We start from the raw sequence: 18,362 nt of genomic DNA on the forward strand, positions 1-18,362 counted from the left end.
CCCTGCGACCGAAAAGAGACGACATGCGCACGACGCGTGCAGGCATCGCCGCACTCGCCGTCACCTCGGTGCTGGCCCTCGCGGCCTGTACCGGGGGTGACGGCGGCGGCGACGGCGGCGGAGACGACCGCCTGACCATCTGGACCATCGAGGACGTGGCCGACCGGGTGGCCACCCAGGAGGATCTCATGGCCCGCTTCACCGAGGAGACCGGCGTGGAGGTGGAGCTCGTCGCCGTTGCGGAGGACCAGCTCACGACCGTGCTGACGTCCGCCGCGGCATCCGGCGAACTGCCCGACGCGATCGCGGCGGTGCCGCTCAACTCGGTGCAGCAGTTCGCCACCGACGACCTGCTCGACCCGGACGCCGCCGGCGAGGTGGTCGAGGCTCTCGGCCGCGACACCTTCTCTGAGCAGGCGCTCGAGCTCACGAGCGACGGCGACACGCAGCTCGCAGTGCCGAGCGACGGCTGGGCGCAGCTGCTGTACTACCGCACCGACCTGTTCGAGGCGGCGGGCCTGGAGGCGCCGACGAGCCTGGACGCGATCGCCGAGGCGGCGGCCGCCCTCGACTCCGAGCAGATCGCCGGAATCACGGCCGCGACGGCCCCGGGAGACGGATTCACCCAGCAGACGTTCGAGCACTTCGCCCTGGCCAACGGTTGCGACCTCGTCGACGACGAGGGCGGGATCGCGCTCGACAGCGAGGAGTGCGTCGACACCCTCGACTGGTTCACGTCGCTCGTGCGGGACTCGTCGGTCGCCGGCAACCAGGACGTCGACACCACCCGGGCGACCTACTTCTCGGGCGGCGCCGCCATGGTGGTCTGGTCGTCGTTCCTGCTCGACGAGCTCGCCGGGCTGCGCAGCGACGCCCTCCCGACGTGCGCCGAGTGCGGGGCCCATCCGACGTGGCTCGCGAAGAACACGGGCATCGTGAGCGGCATCGAGGGCCGCAACGGCGGAGAGCCCGCCTCCTACGGCGAGATCGTCTCGTGGGCGATCCTCGACGGAGCGTCCCCGAGCACGGCGGACCTCGTGGAGTGGGCCATGGACGACGCGTACCCGGACTGGCTCGCGCTCGCCCCCGAGGGCAAGGTGCCCGTGCGCCTGGGCACCGAGGGGAACCAGACCGAGTTCACCGACGCGTGGCAGTCGCTCGAGGCCGGCGTCGACACCAAGGCGCTGCTCTCCTCCGTCTACGCACCCGAGGTGCTGCAGGCGGTCGCCGACGCCCCCGACAGCTTCGACCGCTGGGGCCTGCCGCAGGGTCAGGGGCCGCTCTCCGGAGCCGTGAGCGGACAGCTCGTGCTGCCCAAGGCGATCTCCGACATGCTCAACTCCGGTCTCTCCGCCGAGGAGGCCGCGAGCCGGGCCGCCGAGGAGGCCGCCACCATCCAGGAGGAGCTCGACTTCTAGTCGGGCCGACGGGTGCCCGGTCGACGCGCCGGGCACCCCTACGGAGGTAATCGTGACCGCAGCAACCGCCCCACCGCGCCGACGGCGCACCCTGGCCCAGCGCGACGCGCGCACCGGGCTCGCCCTCGTCGCCCCGACCCTGGTGATCGTGCTGGCCGTCGTGGTGGTGCCGCTCGTCTGGTCGGTGCTCATCGCATTCCAGCGCCTCAAGCTCATCAACGTGGGTCGGCAGGGGATCTTCGAAGACCTGTCGGTCGACAACTTCGCGCGCGTCCTGACCTCGCCCTCGCTCTGGTCGAGCCTCGGAATCACCCTCGGCTACACGGCCGGGTCGGTCGTGCTCTCGATCGGGCTCGGTCTGCTCGCCGCGATGGTCGTGCGCCGCCCCTTCCGCGGACGCACGCTCGTGCGGGCGTCCCTGCTGCTGCCCTACGTCGCCCCGGTCGTCGCCGTGACCTTCGTGTGGCGCACGATGCTCAACCCGGAGTTCGGCGCGATCAACGAGATCGGCCAGAACCTGCTCGGCTGGACGGAACCCATCCCGTTCCTGTCCCAGGCGCGATCGATGGTCGACTTCCTCGGTGCGGAGATCCCCGTGCCGACCGCGCTGCTGACCGCGATCGTGTTCGAGGGGTGGCGGTACTTACCGTTCGCCTTCCTGTTCCTGATGGCACGGCTCGAGGCGATGTCGACCGAACCGGAAGAGGCGGCGTACGTCGACGGAGCGACGCCGCTGCAGTCGTTCCGGCACATCATCCTGCCTCAGCTGCTTCCGGTGATCGCGCTGCTCGCGGTGTTGCGCACCATCTGGACCTTCAACGAGTTCGACGACATCTTCCTGCTCACCGGAGGTGCCGCGGGCACGGGCGTCGCGAGCGTTCGGGTGTACGAACTGCTCACCGTGCAACGCAACGTCGGCGCCGCGGCCGCGCAATCCGTCGTGCTCGCCCTCGTTCTGGTGCTGCTGCTGACCGTCTACGTGCTGCTCATGCGCCGCAGAGGAGAACGACTGTGACCGCTCCCGCCATACGCACCACCCCGCGGCCCGCCGCCCGCCGGTGGACCCGGGACCGTATCGAACGCCGCGCGCTCAAGGTGCTGCGCTGGGTCGTGCTCGCGCTGTTCCTCATCGCGACGCTGTTCCCCTTCTACCTGATGCTCCTGCTGTCGGTGAAGCCGATCGAAGCGCTCCTGCGGGATCCGGCGTCGCTCATCGTGGCCTTCGAGGACTTCACGCTCGACACCTACGTCGAGGTGCTGTCCCCGCAATCCGCGGGTGGGCAGGGGTTCTTGTCGTTCCTGCTCAACAGTGCGCTCGTCGCGGTGTCGTCGGTCGTGATCGCGTTGCTCGTCGCCATCCCGGGCGCGTACGCGATCTCGCGGCTGCCGTTCTGGGGGCACCGCAAGATCAGCGCGCTGTTCATCGCCTCCTATCTCTTCCCCGCGATCGTCATCGCCATCCCGCTGTTCGTGCTCTTCACCCGCATCGGCCTGCGCGGCTCCCTCGTGGGGCTCGTGCTCGTGTACACCGCTCAGACCATCCCCGTCGCGATCTACATGATGCGCAACTACTTCGAGACCGTGCCGGTGTCGATCGAGGAGGCGGCTCTCGTCGACGGACTCGGTCGCATCGGCGTGCTGCGCCGGATCAGCATCCCCCTCGCGCTACCGTCGATCATGGCCACGGGCCTGTTCGTGTTCATGATCGCGTGGAACGAGTTCCTCTTCGCTCTGCTGTTCCTCGTGGACAAGCGCGAGCAGTGGACGGTGTCGCTCGGGCTCTCGCAGCTCTCGGGCAGCATCGAGGTGCCGACGACGGTGCTCATGGCCGGATCGGTCGTGCTCACACTGCCGATCATCATCGTGTTCTTCGCCACCGAGCGCCTGCTCACCGGCGGACTGACGGCCGGCGCGGAGAAGGGGTGAGCGTGTGACGACGGGGAGTAGCGCGTCAGCCGGCCGCATCCTCGAGCTGGTGCGCTCCGGGCAGGTGCGCACGCGCCGCGAGCTGCAGGAGGTCACCGGGCTGTCCCGCTCCACTCTCTCGCTGCGGATGTCGCAACTCGCCGCCGCCGGCTACGTGCGCGAGACGGGTCAGGTCTCGGGCTCGACCGGCCGGCCCGCGAAAGTGCTCTCGTTCGACGCCTCCGGTCAGCTCGTCGTCGCGGTCGACCTCGGCGCGCATCACGCCCACCTCGCCCTCATCGATGGGGCGGGGCGGATGCTGCTCGAGGCATCCGGCGAACTGAAGATCGACGCCGGCCCCGATGACGTGCTGCGCTACGTCACCCGGCGGATCACCGAACTGATCGCCCGTTCGGGCAGGTCGATCGACGAGGTCGCCGGAGTCGGGGTCGGCATCCCCGGCCCGGTACGGTTCGCGACCCAGCGGCCCAACACGCCACCGCTCATGCCCGGATGGCATGACTATCCCGTCGCCGAGCGGTTGCGTGAGGCGCTCGGCGTGCCGGTGTTCGTCGACAACGACGCCAATCTCATGGCGCTCGGCGAGGCGCGCGCCCGGTACGCCGACGTCCCGAGCGTGCTGTTCGTGAAGGTCGGCACCGGCATCGGCGCCGGCGTGATCCTGCACGGTCAGCCCGAGCGGGGCATCGCGGGCGGCGCCGGGGACATCGGTCACATCCGGATCGCCCCACCCGGCGAGGGCCGGCCGTGCACGTGCGGCGCGACCGGCTGCCTGGCGACGGAGGCGAGCGGCGGAGCGCTCGCGCGCCAACTGACGGAGGCGGGCACGCCGGCGGATACCGCACAGGATGTCGCCACCCTCATCGCCGCGGGCGACCCGCTCGCCCTCCGTCTCTCCGAGCGCGCCGGCCACCTGCTCGGGGAGGTGCTCGCCACCTCCGTCGCTCTTCTCAACCCCGCGGTGCTCGTTCTCGGCGGTCTGCTCCCGTCTGCGGGACCGGTGCTGCTCGAGGCTGTGCGCGAGAGCGTGTTCCAACGCACTGTGCCCTTGGCGACCCGGGAGCTCACGATCGCCACGACGACGCTCGGTGCCGATGCCGCCGTGCAGGGCGCACGGCACCTCGTGATCGACCAGACCTTCTCCGCCGCGGCGGTTGACGCGCGCCTGGCCGCATCCAGCTGACGTCTGCGGGCAGAATCGACGCGTGGACGACGAGGAGCCGAAGAGCATCGGGATGCTCGCGCCCGTCGCCCCCGTCAGCCTGCGCCGCTATCCTCCCTCGCCGGCGACCGAACACCTCGTCCGGCACTACTGGATCCCGCGCTGGGATCTGCCGCCGGGCCGCACCGTCGTGCAAGAGGTACTCGAGTACCCCACCGCGAACCTCGTCGTCGAGCCGTCGGGCACCGCCATCCATCCGATGTCCACTGGGCGCGGCCGGCGTGAGTTGAGCGGTCGCGGGTGGGCCGTCGGCGTGCTCCTGCGGCCGGCGACCGCGCGACTGCTCACCCCGGCGGACATCCGGCCCGGCGCACCCATCCCACTGCCCGACGCCCCCACGACGCTCGTCGCCGACGCCGTCGACGGCCCGCCCGACTCGTCGGACGCCGCGGCCGTCGCCGTGCTGGAGCACTGGTTCGCGGCGCTCGATCTGCGACTGGACGACGCGGCTCGACTCGTCGACCGCGCGGTCGACGCCGTCGAGTCGGATCCCGCCCTGGTGCGCGTCGACGAGTTGATCCGGCGCCTCGACACCACCTACCGCGATCTCAACCGCGCCGTGCGCCGGCACCTCGGGGTGACGCCGCGGTGGATCATCGCGCGGCATCGGCTTCAGGAGGCCGCCGCGGCGTTGCAGAGCGACGACCCGCCGGCACTCGCCGACCTCGCCGCTCGCCTCGGCTACGCCGACCAGCCGCACTTCAGCCGCGACTTCGCCCGTTTCATCGGCATGACGCCGTCGCGGTACCGCGCACTGCGCTGAGGCCGCCGGGCGCGAAAATCTTCACGACGGGCACGGGCGGCCGCCGCTAGCGTGCCGGTCATGACCCGCACGCTCCACGCCCGCTTCACCGTCACCTCCGCCGACCCCGTGCCCCTGCCGCACGAGGACTGGGTCGGCGCGTTCCTCATGCGCAAGAGCTTCACCGCCGGCATCGTGGGCGAGAGCGAGCTGCACTTCGTCTTCAGCGGCGACGAGGCCACCGGCCGCGGGTACGTCGCCATCGAGCGCATCACCGGCCGCCTCGACGACGGATCGGAGGGATCCGTCGTGGTGCAGCACATGGGCTCGGACGGGCCGAACCCCTTCCCCTTCGCCGGCCACATCATCCCCGGCTCGGGCACGAGCGGCTGGTCGCACCTCGGGGGCGCCGCCGTCATCGAACACGACGACGAGGGCGCCTACTTCCGTTTCGACCTCGACGACTGAACCGGCTAGACGAAGCGGATGGCCGACTGCAGCTTCGTCCGCACGTCGAAGATGTCGACTCCGCCGACCTGTCGCGTGCCCGGCAGCCCGGCACGCAGCACGCTCGGCAGCACCGAATGCCGCACGGCGGCCGTGAGGGCGCCCCGCACGCTGCCCACCTCGAGCAGCGGTTCGGCGAGCGCATCGTCGGGCAGCACGACGAGCAGCGCGGAGAACTTCACCCGCGTCGCCCTCGTCAGCGCCTTCGCGCGCACGGCGAGACTGCGGATCGGCTCCTCGCCCGCAAGCGACTCGCCGATGAGTTCACCGCGTCGTGTGCGCACCTCGCCGCCGAAGTCCTCGGAGAGGATCGCGAACAGTCCGGTGGGCCCGAGCACCACGTGGTCGATCTTCTCCCCGGCGCGCCCGGAGTCGACGTCGTGCCACACCGTGTATCCGATGCCGAGGGTCGCCAGCTGCCGGGCGGTCGCCTCCTCGGCGAGCGCGTCGGCGAGTGTGTGGCGGATCTCCCACGGCGCCGTGCGCACGAGCGCCGGGTCGTAGGGATCGTCGAGCTCCACGCCACGGCCGACCCATTCCCGCATGAGCTGCAGGTAGCGTTCGCGTCGCCATCCGCCCGGGTGTCCGTAGCTGCGGGCGGTGGGACGGCTGTCGCGCCGCGGCGCTCCCCCGGCCGGCTGTGCCCACGCTTCGCGCTGGTCGGACTCCCTCGACGACCCACGGTCGTATGCGGCCCGGTCCTCGGGGGTGGCGACCCGCTCCCACGCCTGCTGCACGGCGATGAACCGCCCGGCGTCTCCCCCGACATCCGGATGCGTGGTGCGCAGCAGCCGCTTGTAGGCGCGACGCAGCTCGTCGTGACTCGCGGTCGCCGGCACGCCGAGCACCTCGTAGGGCGTGGCGGAGGTCGGACTGTCGGTCATGTGTTCCTCGGAAGGCGGAGCGGGCGGCGGACGGCGTCCGTGTGGACGGACGCGACGCCCGGTCGACCGGCGTTTATGCACCAGCACAGGAACGATACCGGGCGACCCGTGAATGGGCGCCCGGCGTCGTGTCAGCCGCGCCGAATAGGGTGGCGGCATCATGCGCCTGCTGCTCATCCGTCATGGTCAGACCCCCTCGAACGTCCGCGGACTGCTCGACACCGCCGTACCCGGACCGGGACTGACCGAGCTCGGCCGGCAGCAGGCGGCGGCGCTGCCCGAGGCCCTCGGGCACGAATCGATCGACGCGATCCAGGTCTCGGTGCTGCAGCGCACGCACGAGACGGCCGCGCCGCTCGCCGCCGCGCTCGGGCTCGAGCCCGTGGTGAGCGACGGTGTGCACGAGATCTCGGCCGGCGACCTCGAGATGCGGTCGGATCACGCGGCCATCCGCACCTACCTCGAGACGGTCTTCTCGTGGTCGCATGATCTCTCGCGCCGCATGCCGGGCGGCGAGAGCGGCGAGGAGTTCTTCGCGCGCTTCGACGGGTCGATCGCCGACATCGCCGCCGAGCACTCCGGCACGGTGGCGATCGTGAGCCACGGCGCGGCGATCCGGGTGTGGGCGGGGGGACGCGCCCGCAACATCGATCCCGACTACGCCGCACGGAACACCCTCGACAACACCGGCGTCGTGGTGGTTGAGGGCGATCCCGACTCCGGCTGGTTCGTCGACACCTGGGCCGGTGCGCCCGTCGGCGGCGCGCGCCTCGAGGACGCGTCGGCCGACGATCCCACCGGCGAACCGGTCTGAACCTCTCCCCGACTGCCTGAGCGCCGCCTTCGAACCGGTGCGGCACCCGCCCATCCAGCGGGCGTGACCCCTAACGTCGATCCACCGGGTCGGAGCGGCCCGGTCCGGGGACTCCGGCCCGTCGAACGGGCGATGACCGCGAGGCGGTCGGGTCAGACGACGCGGGCGAGTTCGGGTCGTCGAGCGGCCCGGCTCGCTCGCGTCTCCATGATCGCGAGCGCGGGACCGGCGATCGCGGGCACGAGCAACGGCATGACGGGCGCGATCGTGCCGGTCAGGAACAGACCCACCGCGATGCCGCCGGCCGCAACGCCGAACTCGGCGCGCGCACCGCGCAGCGCCCCCTGCCAGCCGGTGCGGCTGCGCTCCTTCGGCGTCACCTGGAACACCGCGGGGCGACCGGCGAGCACGACGCCCGTCGCCCGCAGCGTGAGCACCATCGTCGACCCGTAGAGGGCCAGCCCCGCCGCGAGGAAGACGGCTCCGTGGATGAGCCCCTCCCCGCGCACCCGGCGCGCCGTCTCGGGCAGCAGGGGTGCGGCGACGGAGACACCCACGAGCGTCGCCGCCCAGGCCGGCGGGTACTCGGAGTAGGTGGCGAGCACCACCCCGGCCACGAGCAGCACCACTCCGGCGAGCGCCGACAGCGGCACGAGCGAGGTCTCGATGAACACATCGACGCGTTCCCGCAGGGGCATATCGGCCCGCAGCATCCGCCGTCCTCGACCGATCACGAGCTCCGTCGCGCCCTCCACGAGCTTGCGGTGCTGGGTGCGGAACGCCGCATAGTCGACCGGGTAGTCCTCGGTCGAGACCAGCTCCGGGGCGTAGACGATCCGGTATCCGGCGGCGCGCGCCTCGACACTGAAGGCGACGTCCTCGGTCACGACCTCCGGGATGCCGCCGGTGGCGCGCAGACACGCGGTGCTGATCATCGCGCCGCGGCCCATGAACATCGAGAACCCCGCGGTCGCGCGCGCCGCTTGGGTGACCGAGACGTGCGTCTCGAACAGACCGGCGAACAAGCGGGCGAACGCGGTCTCGCCGCCTCGGGCACGATGCCGGCCCTGCACGACGCCGATCGACGGATCGGCGGCGAAGAGTTCGAGCGCCTGCCGCACGAACCCCGGGGGCAGCTCTTCGTCGGAGTCGAGCACGACGACGTAGTCGTACTCGGCGTGGATGCGGCGCAGTCCTGCGTTGAGGTTGCCGGCCTTGTACCCGCGTCGTCCCGTGCGCCGGAGCACCCGTGCCCCGGTCGCCGCCGCGTACGCGTCGACCCGTCGCTGCGCCCGGCCCGACACGGAGTCGTCGAGCACGACCACGTCGACCGGATGGCTCTGCCGGGCGCTCCTGGCCAGCGGCTCGGGGTCGAAGTCGTCGGCGGTGCACAGCACGAGTGCGACGCGCGCGGTCGAGTCGGCGATTGCGCGCGCGGCCCGGTCCGTCCACCACGCCCGGGTGGCCCACATGGCCAGTGAGCGGGCGCCGCTGAACCACAGCACGGCCGCGCCGACGCCAAAGACGACGAACGCGACGCCGACCGGCCCGCCCCGGCTCACCGAGGGGGCGACGGCGGCGGCGTATCCGGCGACGACGAGCAGCCAACTCGTGATCACGATCGTCCAGAACGCGCGGATGCGGACGGTGACGGGATCGGCGGTGCGGGCGCTCGTCGAAAGGGTCATCACCCCATCCCACTAGAGCGCTCGGGGCGGGTCGTCCTGCCGAAGAAGGATTCCCGGGTGTTCCCCGGAAGGATCTCGGGAGTTTCCCGGGGAGTTGCGAACGGGCGTCAGGAGGGTCCCGCGACGAGCGCCTCCCGCACGGCGCGGCGGATGCCGGTACGCAGGATCTCGCCGTGTCCCGGCAGCACGCGGGCCGCATCCGTCTCGGCGAGCGCCTCGAGCGACAGGAGCGCCATCGCGCTGTCCGCCGTCGCCGCTCCCGCGACGATCTGCGGTCCGATCTCCGCGGTGTACGGGTCGAGGGTGACGAGCGCGTCGCCGGTCATCACGGCGTCGCGGTCGGCGAAGTGCAAGCCGCAGTGCCCGAAGGTGTGCCCGGGCGAGTGGATCACCCGCGGGCGCCCGGGCAGGTCGAGCGTCTGTCCGTCGGTGATGAAGGCGACCTCGTGCACGCCGCGCACGGCGAGGGCGCCGGCGAGCGCCATCCGGGTGAGCACGGGCACCGCGGCCGGATACTGCACCGGGTAGAGCAGTCGCGGAGTCTCGTGCGCGTAGCTGTACGGATGCGCGGCGAGGTGCTCGTCGTCGGCGTGCACGTGGACGGTGAGCCCGAGCTCCTGCTGCAGCCGGCGGGCCATGCCCACGTGGTCGAAGTGGGCATGGGTGAGCACGACGGCGCGCAGATCGCTCAGCGGGCGCTCGATCGCCTCCATCGCGGAGATGAGGTGCAGCCAGGTGCGCGGCAGTGCCGTGTCGACGAGGAGCACCCCGTCGGAGTCCTCGACGAGGTAGCAGTTGACGTGCGCGTGCTCGAGCTTGTGGATGCCGGGGGCGACGTTGCGGGTGAGTACGGCGGTCACGGGGTCCTCCTGTCGGTGCCGCCGACCCTATGCGTCGCCCGCTGCCGTCGTGCCGACGGTCGCGGTGTTATCGGGCATCCCTCAGCCGCGCCTGCGCGATCCGCCGCCGCCTCTCGCCGAGTGTGCCTCCATCCGACGTCGAAGGCCCGTTGCCGCCCCGGAAACGTCGGATGGGGGCACGCTCGACGGCGAGCGGGCTGCGGGGTGCGATCGTCAGGCGGCGTTCTCGGCGCGCGCCTCGCGGTAGGAGGCCGTCACGACGATCGGCATGTGATCCGAGTAGCCCTGCGGGAGGGTCTCGATGCGCTCGATGGTGAGCCCGCTCGAGGTGGCGAAGTCGAAGTGGCCGCGGAAGAACTTGTAGCGCGTGTAGGTGCGGTTGTCGCTCAGCGTGAGGTCGTATCCGGTGCGGACGACCTTCTCGGTGAGTCGGTTCTGGAACCAGGGGTAGTTGAAGTCGCCGACCATGAGGGTCGGGAGGTCCGGTCCGAGCGTGCGCAGCTGGGCGTGCGCGGAGCGGATCTGGTGACGCCGCAGCGAGTTGAGGGCCGTGAGCGGCGCCGCGTGGAACGAGGCGACGACGAGTTCGCGGTCCGCCTCCCGATCGAGCAGCCGGGTGGCGATCAGTCGCTCGTGCGCCGGGGAGGCGACCCGGTCGTGCAGCGACTTCTTGAGCGCGAAGGCCTGCGTCTGCAGCGCCTCGTACCGGTCGCGCCGGTAGTAGACGGCGAGGCCGAGGCGGTTGCGCCGGGTCGCGTCGGCGAGGTGCAACGGCCCGATCTCGCTCGGCAGGGCGAGCGTGTCGCACTCCTGCAGGCAGAGCATGTCGGGCGCGAGGCGCTCCGTGAGCTCCAGCAGTTCACCGCTCGCGCGGTTCTTCTGCAGGTTGTAACTGATGACCTTCGTCATTCGCGCCCTCCCACTCGACGGCATCCCAGCCTAGGCATCGCGTCTTAACGCCACCCGAACTCAACCACCCATTTCATGCAACACGAAGGCGGTGAGGAACCCGAGCGCCGTGATGATGCCGGTGAGCACCCGGTCGCGCTGGAACGCCTCCGGGATCATCGTGTTCGCGACCATGGCGAGGATGCCGCCCGCGGCGACGGTCTCGACGAACGCGATCGCCGGGGCGGGAGCACTCGCGAGGAGCAGGAATCCCACGAGTGCCGCGAGTCCGGACGCGGCCGCGATACCGCCCCACATCCCGAACACGTACTTGGCGCTCCGACCGTCGGCCTTGAGGCCGGCCGTGCTCGAGAGTCCCTCCGGCACGTTGGAGATCGCGATCGCCACCAGCACGGGCAGGCTCAACGAGCCGCCGCCCGCCACGGTGAGTCCGAGCGCCACGGACTCCGGCACCCCGTCGATGAGCGCGCCGATGGCGAGGGCGGTGCCGCTCGAGCCGGCGTTGCCGCCCGCGGACCGGTGCCGGGAGGACGCCCCACGACGCGACACGAGCCAGTCGGCGACCGTGTACAGGGTCGCCCCGGCGAGGAAACCGGCGCCGGTGGCGACCAGTCCGCCCGAGTCGTTGGCCTCCTCGACGAGCGAGTAGGCGAGGGTCGCGATGAGCACCCCCGCGCCGAACGCCATGATCGCGGCGATCACGGTCGCCGGCACGCGGAGGAACCAGGCGACGAGAGCGCCCACCAGCAGGGTGGCGGCGGCGACGAGACCCCCCGCTCCCGCGACGACCCATTCCGGCATGGGCCCATCCAAGCCCACCTCGACCGCCGCATCCGTGAGCCGGCTGGGAGCGGCGCGCCCGCACCGGTACTGTGGGCGCGTGCGGGCGGGAGTGGTGCAGCGGATCCTGCTGGGGAGCGGATATCTGGGTCGCGGTCTCCGGATGTGGATCACCTCGCCGCGGCTGATGTTCCTCGGCGCCTTGCCCGCCCTGCTCGTCGGCATCGTCTACGTCGCGCTGCTCGTCGCGCTCGCCTTCCAGCTCGACACGATCGCGACCGCCCTCACCGGGTTCGCGGAGCGGTGGGATGAGCCGTGGCGGCTCTCGGTGCGCGTCGCGGTCGGGGCCGCCGTGGCCGCGCTCGCGCTCCTGATCGCGGTGTTCACCTACACCGCCCTCACCCTCGCCCTCGGCGACCCGTTCTACGAGCGCATCTCCCGCCGGGTGGAGGAACGTCTCGGCGGCGCGCCTGCCGAACTCGAGGAGCCGTGGTGGCGAGGTCTCGCGCGCGGGATCGGCAACGCCCTGCGACTGCTCGCCGCGACGGCGTTCATCGGACTGCTGCTGTTCGCGCTCGGGCTCATCCCGCTCGTCGGCACACCGCTCGCGGCCGTGCTCGGTGCGGTGACCGGCGGCTGGTTCCTCGCCGTGGAACTCGCCGGGTATCCGTTCGACGCCCGCGGGCTCCCGCTGGCCGCGCGACGCCGGATGCTCGCGACGGGCCGGGCGACGACGCTCGGCTTCGGGGTGCTCACCTACCTGCTGTTCCTCGTGCCGTTGGGTGCGGTCGTCGTGATGCCCGCCGCCGTCGCCGGGGCGACGCTCATGAGCCGGGACGCGCTCGCCGCGGCGGGCGAGCAGCCCGCCGTCGGCCCTGGCCTCACCGGTTGAGCAGCAGCGACACGGCGAGCGCGATCATCACGACGGCGATCGCGGCATCGAGCACGCGCCAGGCCGCGGGGCGCCGGAACACGGGAGCGAGCAGCCGCGCCCCGAACCCGAGCGCGGTGAACCACACCACGCTGCCTGTCGCCGCTCCCCCGGCGAACGCCCACCGTTCGACGTCTCCGTAGCCGTTCGCCACCGACCCGAGCAGCAGCACCGTGTCGAGATACACGTGCGGGTTGAGCCAGGTGAGGGCGACGCAGGTGGCCACCGCGGCCGTCAGCGTGGTGCGCAATCCGGCAGGGTCGGCGGCGAGCACCTTCGGCCGCACCGCACGTCGAGCGGCGAGCAGCCCGTAGCCGATGAGGAACGCGGCCCCCGCGTACCGGATGACCTCGAGCACGAGCGGAGCGGCCGTCACGATCGCGCCGATGCCGGCGACTCCGGCGACGATGAGCACCGCATCCGACAGTGCGCACACGAGCACGACCGGCAGCACGTGCTCCCGCCGCAACCCTTGCCGCAACACGAACGCGTTCTGCGCCCCGATGGCGACGATGAGCGAGAGACCGGTGCCGAATCCGGCGAGGGCGGCGAGGAGCATCCGGCCAGCGTAGGCGGCGGATCGCCTTCGTCGCGCTGAATGTTCCTACGGTTCGATAAGGTGCGCTCATGCAACTGCATCCCGAGCAGCTCCGCGCGCTCGCCGCGATCGCGGACGAGGGCAGCTTCGAGGCGGCAGCGGCGCGGCTGGGCGTCACACCGTCGGCGGTGAGCCAGCGGATGCGCGCGCTCGAGACGGAGGTCGGCCGCGTCGTCGTGCGCCGCAGCCGGCCGGTGCAGCTCACCGACGCGGGCCGGTTGCTCGTGCGGCACGCGCGTCAGCTGGCCCTGCTGGATGCGGAACTCGCGGCCGCGATCGGTCCGAGTGGTGCGCGACCCCGGGTGACCGTCGTCGTCAACGCCGACTCGCTCGCCACCTGGGCCCTCGACGCGTTCACCCCCCTCGACGGAGTCTCGGTCGAGCTGCTCAGGGAGGACCAGGCCCATTCCCTCGAACCCCTCCGCGACGGCACGGCGATGGCGGCGATCACGTCGGAGGCGACCCCGGTCGCCGGATGCACGTCGGAGCCGCTCGGGGTGATGCGGTACCGCCCCCTGGCGACGCCCGCGTTCGCCGAGCGGTGGTTCGCGGACGGGCGTGGGCTCGCCGACGCGCCGATCGTCGTGTTCGACCGCAAAGACGACCTGCAGGATCTGCACCTGCGGCGGCGACGCGTCGATCCCGCTCTCCCGCCGCGCTCGTACGTGCCCTCCTCCCACGACTTCCTCCGCGCCGTGGAACTGGGCATGGGATGGGGCATGCTGCCCGACGAGCAGAGCGCCGAGGCCCTCGCCGCCGGCCGTCTCGTGCGCATCGACGGTGACCGGCACCTCGACGTCGCGCTGCACTGGCAGCAGTGGCGGCTGCGGTCCGCACCGCTCGACGCGGTGGCTGCGGCCGTGCGCGCCGCATCCTCGGTGCTGCGCGACTCGCCCGTCGCCGGCTGAACCGGCGCCGTGGCGGAGTGCGCGCTGACCGGTCGCTGATTCTTCGCCGCACGACGGGCGCCCCGCACGGCGACCCGGGTTGACTGGACGGACACCGGCGAGGAGGACGACATGAGCAACCCGTTCCTGGGACCGAACGCTGCCGACCGCGACCTGAGCGCCGAGGACGAACCCCTCGGCGAGCTCGACCTCGTGCACACCTTCGACGACGGGCCGATGCCCACCGGAGTGAGCGTCTCGAGCACCGGACGCATCTTCGTGAACTTCCCCAAATGGGGTGACGACGTGCCGGCGACCGTGGTCGAGCTCGTCGACGGGGCACCGCGGCCCTACCCCGACGCCGCCTGGAACTCCCCCACCTCAGACGCCGACCCGAACGCACTCGTGTCGGTGCAGAGCATCGTCGTGGACCCGCGCGACCGGCTGTGGATCCTCGACACCGGCAGCCCCCTGTTCCAGCCGACCCAACCCGGCGGGCCCAAGCTCGTCTGCGTCGACCTGGCGAACGACATGGTCGAGAAGACGATCGTCTTCGAGCCGGATGTGGCGCTCCCGACCACCTATCTCAACGACATCCGATTCGACCTGCGCCGCGGAGACGGCGGCATGGCGTTCATCACCGACTCGTCGGACCAGGGCGAGAACGGCATCATCGTCGTCGACCTCGCCACCGGGGAGGCCTGGCGCCGGTTGCGCGACCACCCCAGCACGAAGGCGCTCACCCCGCCCGGGTTCGTGCCGCTGGCGGAGGGACGGGTGTTCATGGAACGTCCCGAGGAGGGCCCGCCGCAGCCGGTGAGGATGGGCGCCGACGGCATCGCGATCGCCGCGGACGGCGAGCGCCTCTGGTACTGCCCGCTCGCGTCACGGCACTGGTACAGCGTGTCCATCGACGCGCTCGTCGACCAGACGGTGAGCGCCGAGGAGGTCGCCGCGACGGTCCGCGACGAAGGCGACAAGGGCGGTGGATCCGACGGGCTCGAGACCGACGACGCCGGACGGTTCTACGCCACCAACTACGAGCACAACGCGATCGTGCGCCGCCTGCCGGACGGGGAGCTGCAGACCCTCGTGCACGATCCGCGCCTGTTGTGGCCCGACACGATGTCCGTCGCGGCCGACGGGCACCTGTACGTCACGGCGAATCAGCTGCACCGCCAGGCGAAGTACCAGAACGGCACGGACCTGCGGGTGTACCCCTACTCGTTGTTCCGGGTGCCCATCGATGCCGGACCGGTGCGGCTCGTCTGAGCCCGGCGTGCGGGCGGATCCGGGAACCCGTCCGCCCCGATGAGCGGCACGAAGGCGACCGGCAAGGCGACCTCCTCGCGCACGGTTCCGGCGGAGACCACGGCGCGCACGAGCTCCTGATGGCCGTCGTCGCGTTCGACGGGGGCGACGATGCGCCCGCCCTGCACGAGTTGCTCCGCCCACGATGACGGGATGCGAGGGCCGGCCGCGGTGGCGATGATGGCATCGAAGGGGGCGCGGTCGGGAAATCCGCGCGTGCCGTCGCCCACGAACACGGCGACGTTCCGCACGCCGGTGGCCTCGAGGGCCGCCCGTGCGGCGGCAGCGAGGCCGGGGTGCCGCTCGATCGAGACGACCTCGCCGGCCACAGCGGCGAGCACGGCGGCCGCGTACCCGGATCCCGTACCGATCTCGAGCACGCGTGAGCGTGACGTGACCCCCGCGAGCTCGATCATGACCGCGACGATGTAGGGCTGGGAGATCGTCTGCCCGTCGGCGATCGGCAGCGGCCGGTCGTCGTACGCGACGTGACGCACCGCCTCCGGCACGAACAGGTGGCGCGGCACCCGTCCCATCGCCTCGAGCACACGCCGATCGCGCAGTCCGCGTCGACGCAACTGGTGTTCCACCATCCCGGCGCGGGCCACCGCGTACTCGTCCGTCGCGTCGTCGCCCACGCCGGGCATCCTCTCTCCGACTCGGCACCGCCGTCGAGCATGGTGCGAGCCGGCTGGGAGCGACCGCGGAGGTGTCGCCACGTACGCTGAACCCATGCCGTCCACGCCGCCGACCGCCGACCGCCGACCGATCGAACGCCATCACCACGGTGACGTCTTCGCCGATCCCTACGAGTGGCTGCGTGACAAGGACGACCCGGCCACGATCGCGTACCTCGAGGCGGAGAACGCCTTCACCGCCGAGCAGACCGATCACCTCACCGCGCTGCGGGAGCAGCTCTTCGAGGAGATCCGTTCCCGCACCCAGGAGACCGACCTCACCGTGCCGGTCCGTGAGGGCGACTGGTGGTACTACACGCGCACCGTGGAGGGCCGCGAGTACGGCATCCACTGCCGCGCCCCGATCGCCGGCCCCGACGACTGGACGCCGCCCGCGCTGCCCGCCGACGGGTCGGGACTCGAGGGCGAGCAGGTGCTGCTCGACGACAACGTCGAGGCGGAGGGCCACGAGTTCTACTCCCTGGGCAGCTTCGACGTGTCGAGCGACGGCCGCCTGCTGCTGTTCGCGACCGACACGGTCGGCGACGAGCGCTACACCCTGCGCATCCGCGATCTGAAGACCGGCGCGGCGCTCGGTGACGAGATCCCCGACACCGCCGGGGGCGCGCTGTTCGATCCATCCGGTCGCTTCGTGTTCTACCTCACGGTCGATGAGGCGTGGCGACCGGACACCGTCTGGCGCCACGAGGTGGGCACCCCCGCCGCCGACGACGTGACCGTCTACACGGAGCCGGACGAGCGGTACTGGCTCGGCGTCGGACTCACCCGCAGCCGCAGATACCTCGTGATCGAGCAGGAGTCGAAGATCACGAGCGAGACGCGCCTGCTCGACGCGTCCGATCCGACCGGCGAGTTCCGCGTGGTGTGGCCGCGCCGGGAAGGCGTCGAGTACAGCGTCGAGCACGCCGTCATCGACGGGCACGATCGGCTGCTCATCGTGCACAACGACGGGGCGCTCGACTTCGAGGTGACGGATGTCGCGGCGGACGACCCGCAGGGACCGCGGCGGACCCTCGTGCCGCACCGGCCCGGCATGCGCATCGAAGGCATCGACGCGTTCGCCCGGCATCTCGTGCTCGAGTACCGGCGGGACGCTCTCCCGCGCCTCGCGGTGGCGCGCCTCGACACCGACCCGGAGCGCTCGTTCACCTGGCACGAGCTCGAGTTCGGTGAGGAACTCTTCTCCGCCGGAGCGGGCGGCAACCCGGAGTGGCAGCAGCCGACGGTGCGGCTCGGGTACACCTCGTTCGTGACGCCGTCGACGGTGTACGACTACGACGTCGCCTCCGGCGAGCTGCGACTGCTCAAACGCAAGGCCGTGCTCGGCGACTACCACCCGGAGCGGTACGCGCAGCGCCGCGAGTGGGCCACGGCCTCCGACGGCACCCGGGTGCCGATCTCCCTCGTCTACCGCAGCGACCTCGTCACCGCCGGCGACCCGGCGCCGCTGCTGCTGTACGGCTACGGCTCCTACGAGCACAGCATCGACCCGGGGTTCTCGATCCCCCGGTTGAGCCTCCTCGACCGCGGTGTGGTCTTCGCGGTCGCGCACGTGCGCGGCGGCGGCGAGCTCGGCCGCAGCTGGTACGAGCAGGGCAAGACGCACACCAAGAAGAACACCTTCACCGACTTCGTCGCGTGCGCGCGTCACCTCGTCGACACCGGATGGACCGAGGTGTCACGTCTCGTCGCAGAAGGCGGCAGCGCGGGCGGGCTGTTGATGGGCGCCGTCGCCAACCTCGCCCCGAAGGACTTCGCCGGCATCCTCGCGAGCGTGCCGTTCGTCGACCCGCTCACGAGCATCCTCGACCCCTCGCTGCCGCTCACGGTGATCGAGTGGGACGAGTGGGGCGACCCGCTGCACGACCCGGAGATCTACGCGCTCATGCGCTCGTACTCGCCGTACGAGAACGTGCACGAGCACGGATACCCGCGCATCCTCGCCGTCACGAGTCTCAACGACACGCGTGTGCTCTACGTGGAGCCGGCGAAGTGGGTCGCGCGACTGCGCGAGGTGGGCGCGCCGGTGCTGCTCAAGACCGAGATGAGCGCCGGTCACGGCGGCGTCAGCGGACGGTACGAGTCGTGGCGCGAGCGCGCCTTCGAGCTCGCCTGGATGCTCGACGTGCTCGGAGTGCACGGTCAGGCCGAGCACGCGCACGCCTGACGGAGCACCTCGCGCCACGC

18 protein-coding genes are annotated in these 18,362 nt (G+C 71.6%); 11 read left to right on the top strand and 7 right to left on the bottom strand.

What is annotated here, in order from left to right:
• Positions 1–23 precede the first annotated feature (23 nt).
• From CLV46_RS10785 to CLV46_RS10810, 6 genes are read left to right on the top strand one after another with little or no spacing between them, the layout of a single operon-like run.
• Positions 24–1,418, top strand: a complete 1,395-nt coding sequence (locus CLV46_RS10785) for an ABC transporter substrate-binding protein (protein ID WP_100364771.1) — start codon at positions 24–26, stop codon at positions 1,416–1,418.
• 52 nt (positions 1,419–1,470) lie between these two features.
• Entirely contained in the window at positions 1,471–2,433 is a 963-nt protein-coding gene (locus CLV46_RS10790) for a carbohydrate ABC transporter permease (RefSeq protein WP_211282182.1), read from the top strand.
• Positions 2,430–3,344 (top strand): carbohydrate ABC transporter permease, encoded by a 915-nt coding sequence (locus CLV46_RS10795; RefSeq protein WP_211282183.1) that lies wholly within the window; start codon positions 2,430–2,432, stop codon positions 3,342–3,344. The genes CLV46_RS10790 and CLV46_RS10795 overlap by 4 nt, the downstream gene beginning before the upstream one ends.
• Before the next feature lie 4 nt (positions 3,345–3,348).
• On the top strand, positions 3,349–4,527 hold the full coding sequence (locus tag CLV46_RS10800; RefSeq protein WP_100364773.1) for an ROK family transcriptional regulator: 1,179 nt from the start codon (positions 3,349–3,351) through the stop codon (positions 4,525–4,527).
• Positions 4,528–4,549: 22 nt separating this feature from the next.
• Positions 4,550–5,329 (top strand): AraC family transcriptional regulator, encoded by a 780-nt coding sequence (locus tag CLV46_RS10805; protein WP_100364774.1) that lies wholly within the window; start codon positions 4,550–4,552, stop codon positions 5,327–5,329.
• Positions 5,330–5,389: 60 nt separating this feature from the next.
• On the top strand, positions 5,390–5,776 hold the full coding sequence (locus CLV46_RS10810) for a DUF3224 domain-containing protein (protein ID WP_100364775.1): 387 nt from the start codon (positions 5,390–5,392) through the stop codon (positions 5,774–5,776).
• 5 nt (positions 5,777–5,781) lie between these two features.
• Here CLV46_RS10810 and CLV46_RS10815 read toward each other — a convergent pair whose 3' ends face one another.
• Positions 5,782–6,699: a J domain-containing protein gene (locus CLV46_RS10815; RefSeq protein ID WP_100364776.1), complete on the bottom strand. Its 918-nt coding sequence runs from the start codon at positions 6,697–6,699 to the stop codon at positions 5,782–5,784.
• A gap of 160 nt (positions 6,700–6,859) precedes the next feature.
• Between CLV46_RS10815 and CLV46_RS10820 the strand changes: the two genes are divergently transcribed.
• Complete coding sequence (locus CLV46_RS10820) at positions 6,860–7,513, top strand: histidine phosphatase family protein (RefSeq protein WP_100364777.1); 654 nt, start codon at positions 6,860–6,862, stop codon at positions 7,511–7,513.
• Between the two features lie 152 nt (positions 7,514–7,665).
• Here the strand turns inward: CLV46_RS10820 and CLV46_RS10825 are convergent, their stop codons facing one another.
• The 4 genes from CLV46_RS10825 to CLV46_RS10840 all read right to left on the bottom strand — a co-directional run bounded on the left by CLV46_RS10825 (position 7,666) and on the right by CLV46_RS10840 (position 11,771).
• Positions 7,666–9,201, bottom strand: a complete 1,536-nt coding sequence (locus tag CLV46_RS10825; RefSeq protein ID WP_100364778.1) for a glycosyltransferase family 2 protein — start codon at positions 9,199–9,201, stop codon at positions 7,666–7,668.
• 107 nt (positions 9,202–9,308) lie between these two features.
• Positions 9,309–10,061, bottom strand: coding sequence for an MBL fold metallo-hydrolase (locus CLV46_RS10830; RefSeq protein WP_100364779.1), 753 nt, complete (start codon positions 10,059–10,061; stop codon positions 9,309–9,311).
• A 213-nt stretch (positions 10,062–10,274) separates the two neighbouring features.
• Positions 10,275–10,970 carry an endonuclease/exonuclease/phosphatase family protein gene (locus tag CLV46_RS10835; protein WP_100364780.1) on the bottom strand — a complete coding sequence of 232 codons (696 nt, stop codon included), beginning with the start codon at positions 10,968–10,970 and terminating at the stop codon, positions 10,275–10,277.
• 60 nt (positions 10,971–11,030) lie between these two features.
• A complete protein-coding gene (locus CLV46_RS10840; RefSeq protein ID WP_100364781.1) occupies positions 11,031–11,771 on the bottom strand; it encodes a ZIP family metal transporter in 741 nt (246 codons plus the stop codon).
• Between CLV46_RS10840 and CLV46_RS10845 the strand changes: the two genes are divergently transcribed.
• Positions 11,770–12,642: an EI24 domain-containing protein gene (locus CLV46_RS10845; RefSeq protein ID WP_100364782.1), complete on the top strand. Its 873-nt coding sequence runs from the start codon at positions 11,770–11,772 to the stop codon at positions 12,640–12,642. The genes CLV46_RS10840 and CLV46_RS10845 overlap by 2 nt on opposite strands.
• On the opposite strand, the gene CLV46_RS10850 is transcribed toward CLV46_RS10845, so the two are convergent.
• A complete protein-coding gene (locus tag CLV46_RS10850) occupies positions 12,632–13,240 on the bottom strand; it encodes a LysE/ArgO family amino acid transporter (protein ID WP_100364783.1) in 609 nt (202 codons plus the stop codon). The genes CLV46_RS10845 and CLV46_RS10850 overlap by 11 nt on opposite strands.
• Before the next feature lie 68 nt (positions 13,241–13,308).
• Between CLV46_RS10850 and CLV46_RS10855 the strand changes: the two genes are divergently transcribed.
• Together CLV46_RS10855 and CLV46_RS10860 are read left to right on the top strand one after the other, a co-directional pair.
• Complete coding sequence (locus CLV46_RS10855; RefSeq protein ID WP_100364784.1) at positions 13,309–14,187, top strand: ArgP/LysG family DNA-binding transcriptional regulator; 879 nt, start codon at positions 13,309–13,311, stop codon at positions 14,185–14,187.
• A gap of 111 nt (positions 14,188–14,298) precedes the next feature.
• Complete coding sequence (locus CLV46_RS10860) at positions 14,299–15,438, top strand: L-dopachrome tautomerase-related protein (protein WP_100364785.1); 1,140 nt, start codon at positions 14,299–14,301, stop codon at positions 15,436–15,438.
• On the opposite strand, the gene CLV46_RS10865 is transcribed toward CLV46_RS10860, so the two are convergent.
• The gene (locus CLV46_RS10865) at positions 15,387–16,115 is read right to left on the bottom strand and encodes a protein-L-isoaspartate(D-aspartate) O-methyltransferase (RefSeq protein WP_245866743.1); all 729 of its coding nucleotides are present in this window, start codon (positions 16,113–16,115) and stop codon (positions 15,387–15,389) included. The genes CLV46_RS10860 and CLV46_RS10865 overlap by 52 nt on opposite strands.
• Positions 16,116–16,209: 94 nt before the next feature.
• On the opposite strand from CLV46_RS10865, the gene CLV46_RS10870 reads away from it, so the two are divergent.
• Entirely contained in the window at positions 16,210–18,342 is a 2,133-nt protein-coding gene (locus tag CLV46_RS10870) for a S9 family peptidase (RefSeq protein ID WP_100364786.1), read from the top strand.
• Positions 18,343–18,362 lie beyond the last annotated feature (20 nt).

Origin of the sequence: Diaminobutyricimonas aerilata (assembly GCF_002797715.1) — a bacterium.
GTDB classification, from domain to species: domain Bacteria; phylum Actinomycetota; class Actinomycetes; order Actinomycetales; family Microbacteriaceae; genus Diaminobutyricimonas; species Diaminobutyricimonas aerilata.

Coding starts and splice junctions, on each gene's coding strand:
- CLV46_RS10785 (WP_100364771.1), top strand. CDS start 24: ATGCGCACGACGCGTGCAGGCATCGCCGCACTCGCCGTCACCTCGGTG.
- CLV46_RS10815 (WP_100364776.1), bottom strand. CDS start 6,699: ATGACCGACAGTCCGACCTCCGCCACGCCCTACGAGGTGCTCGGCGTG.
- CLV46_RS10845 (WP_100364782.1), top strand. CDS start 11,770: ATGGGCCCATCCAAGCCCACCTCGACCGCCGCATCCGTGAGCCGGCTG.
- CLV46_RS10820 (WP_100364777.1), top strand. CDS start 6,860: ATGCGCCTGCTGCTCATCCGTCATGGTCAGACCCCCTCGAACGTCCGC.
- CLV46_RS10850 (WP_100364783.1), bottom strand. CDS start 13,240: ATGCTCCTCGCCGCCCTCGCCGGATTCGGCACCGGTCTCTCGCTCATC.
- CLV46_RS10860 (WP_100364785.1), top strand. CDS start 14,299: ATGAGCAACCCGTTCCTGGGACCGAACGCTGCCGACCGCGACCTGAGC.
- CLV46_RS10870 (WP_100364786.1), top strand. CDS start 16,210: ATGCCGTCCACGCCGCCGACCGCCGACCGCCGACCGATCGAACGCCAT.
- CLV46_RS10835 (WP_100364780.1), bottom strand. CDS start 10,970: ATGACGAAGGTCATCAGTTACAACCTGCAGAAGAACCGCGCGAGCGGT.
- CLV46_RS10810 (WP_100364775.1), top strand. CDS start 5,390: ATGACCCGCACGCTCCACGCCCGCTTCACCGTCACCTCCGCCGACCCC.
- CLV46_RS10855 (WP_100364784.1), top strand. CDS start 13,309: ATGCAACTGCATCCCGAGCAGCTCCGCGCGCTCGCCGCGATCGCGGAC.
- CLV46_RS10840 (WP_100364781.1), bottom strand. CDS start 11,771: ATGCCGGAATGGGTCGTCGCGGGAGCGGGGGGTCTCGTCGCCGCCGCC.
- CLV46_RS10825 (WP_100364778.1), bottom strand. CDS start 9,201: ATGACCCTTTCGACGAGCGCCCGCACCGCCGATCCCGTCACCGTCCGC.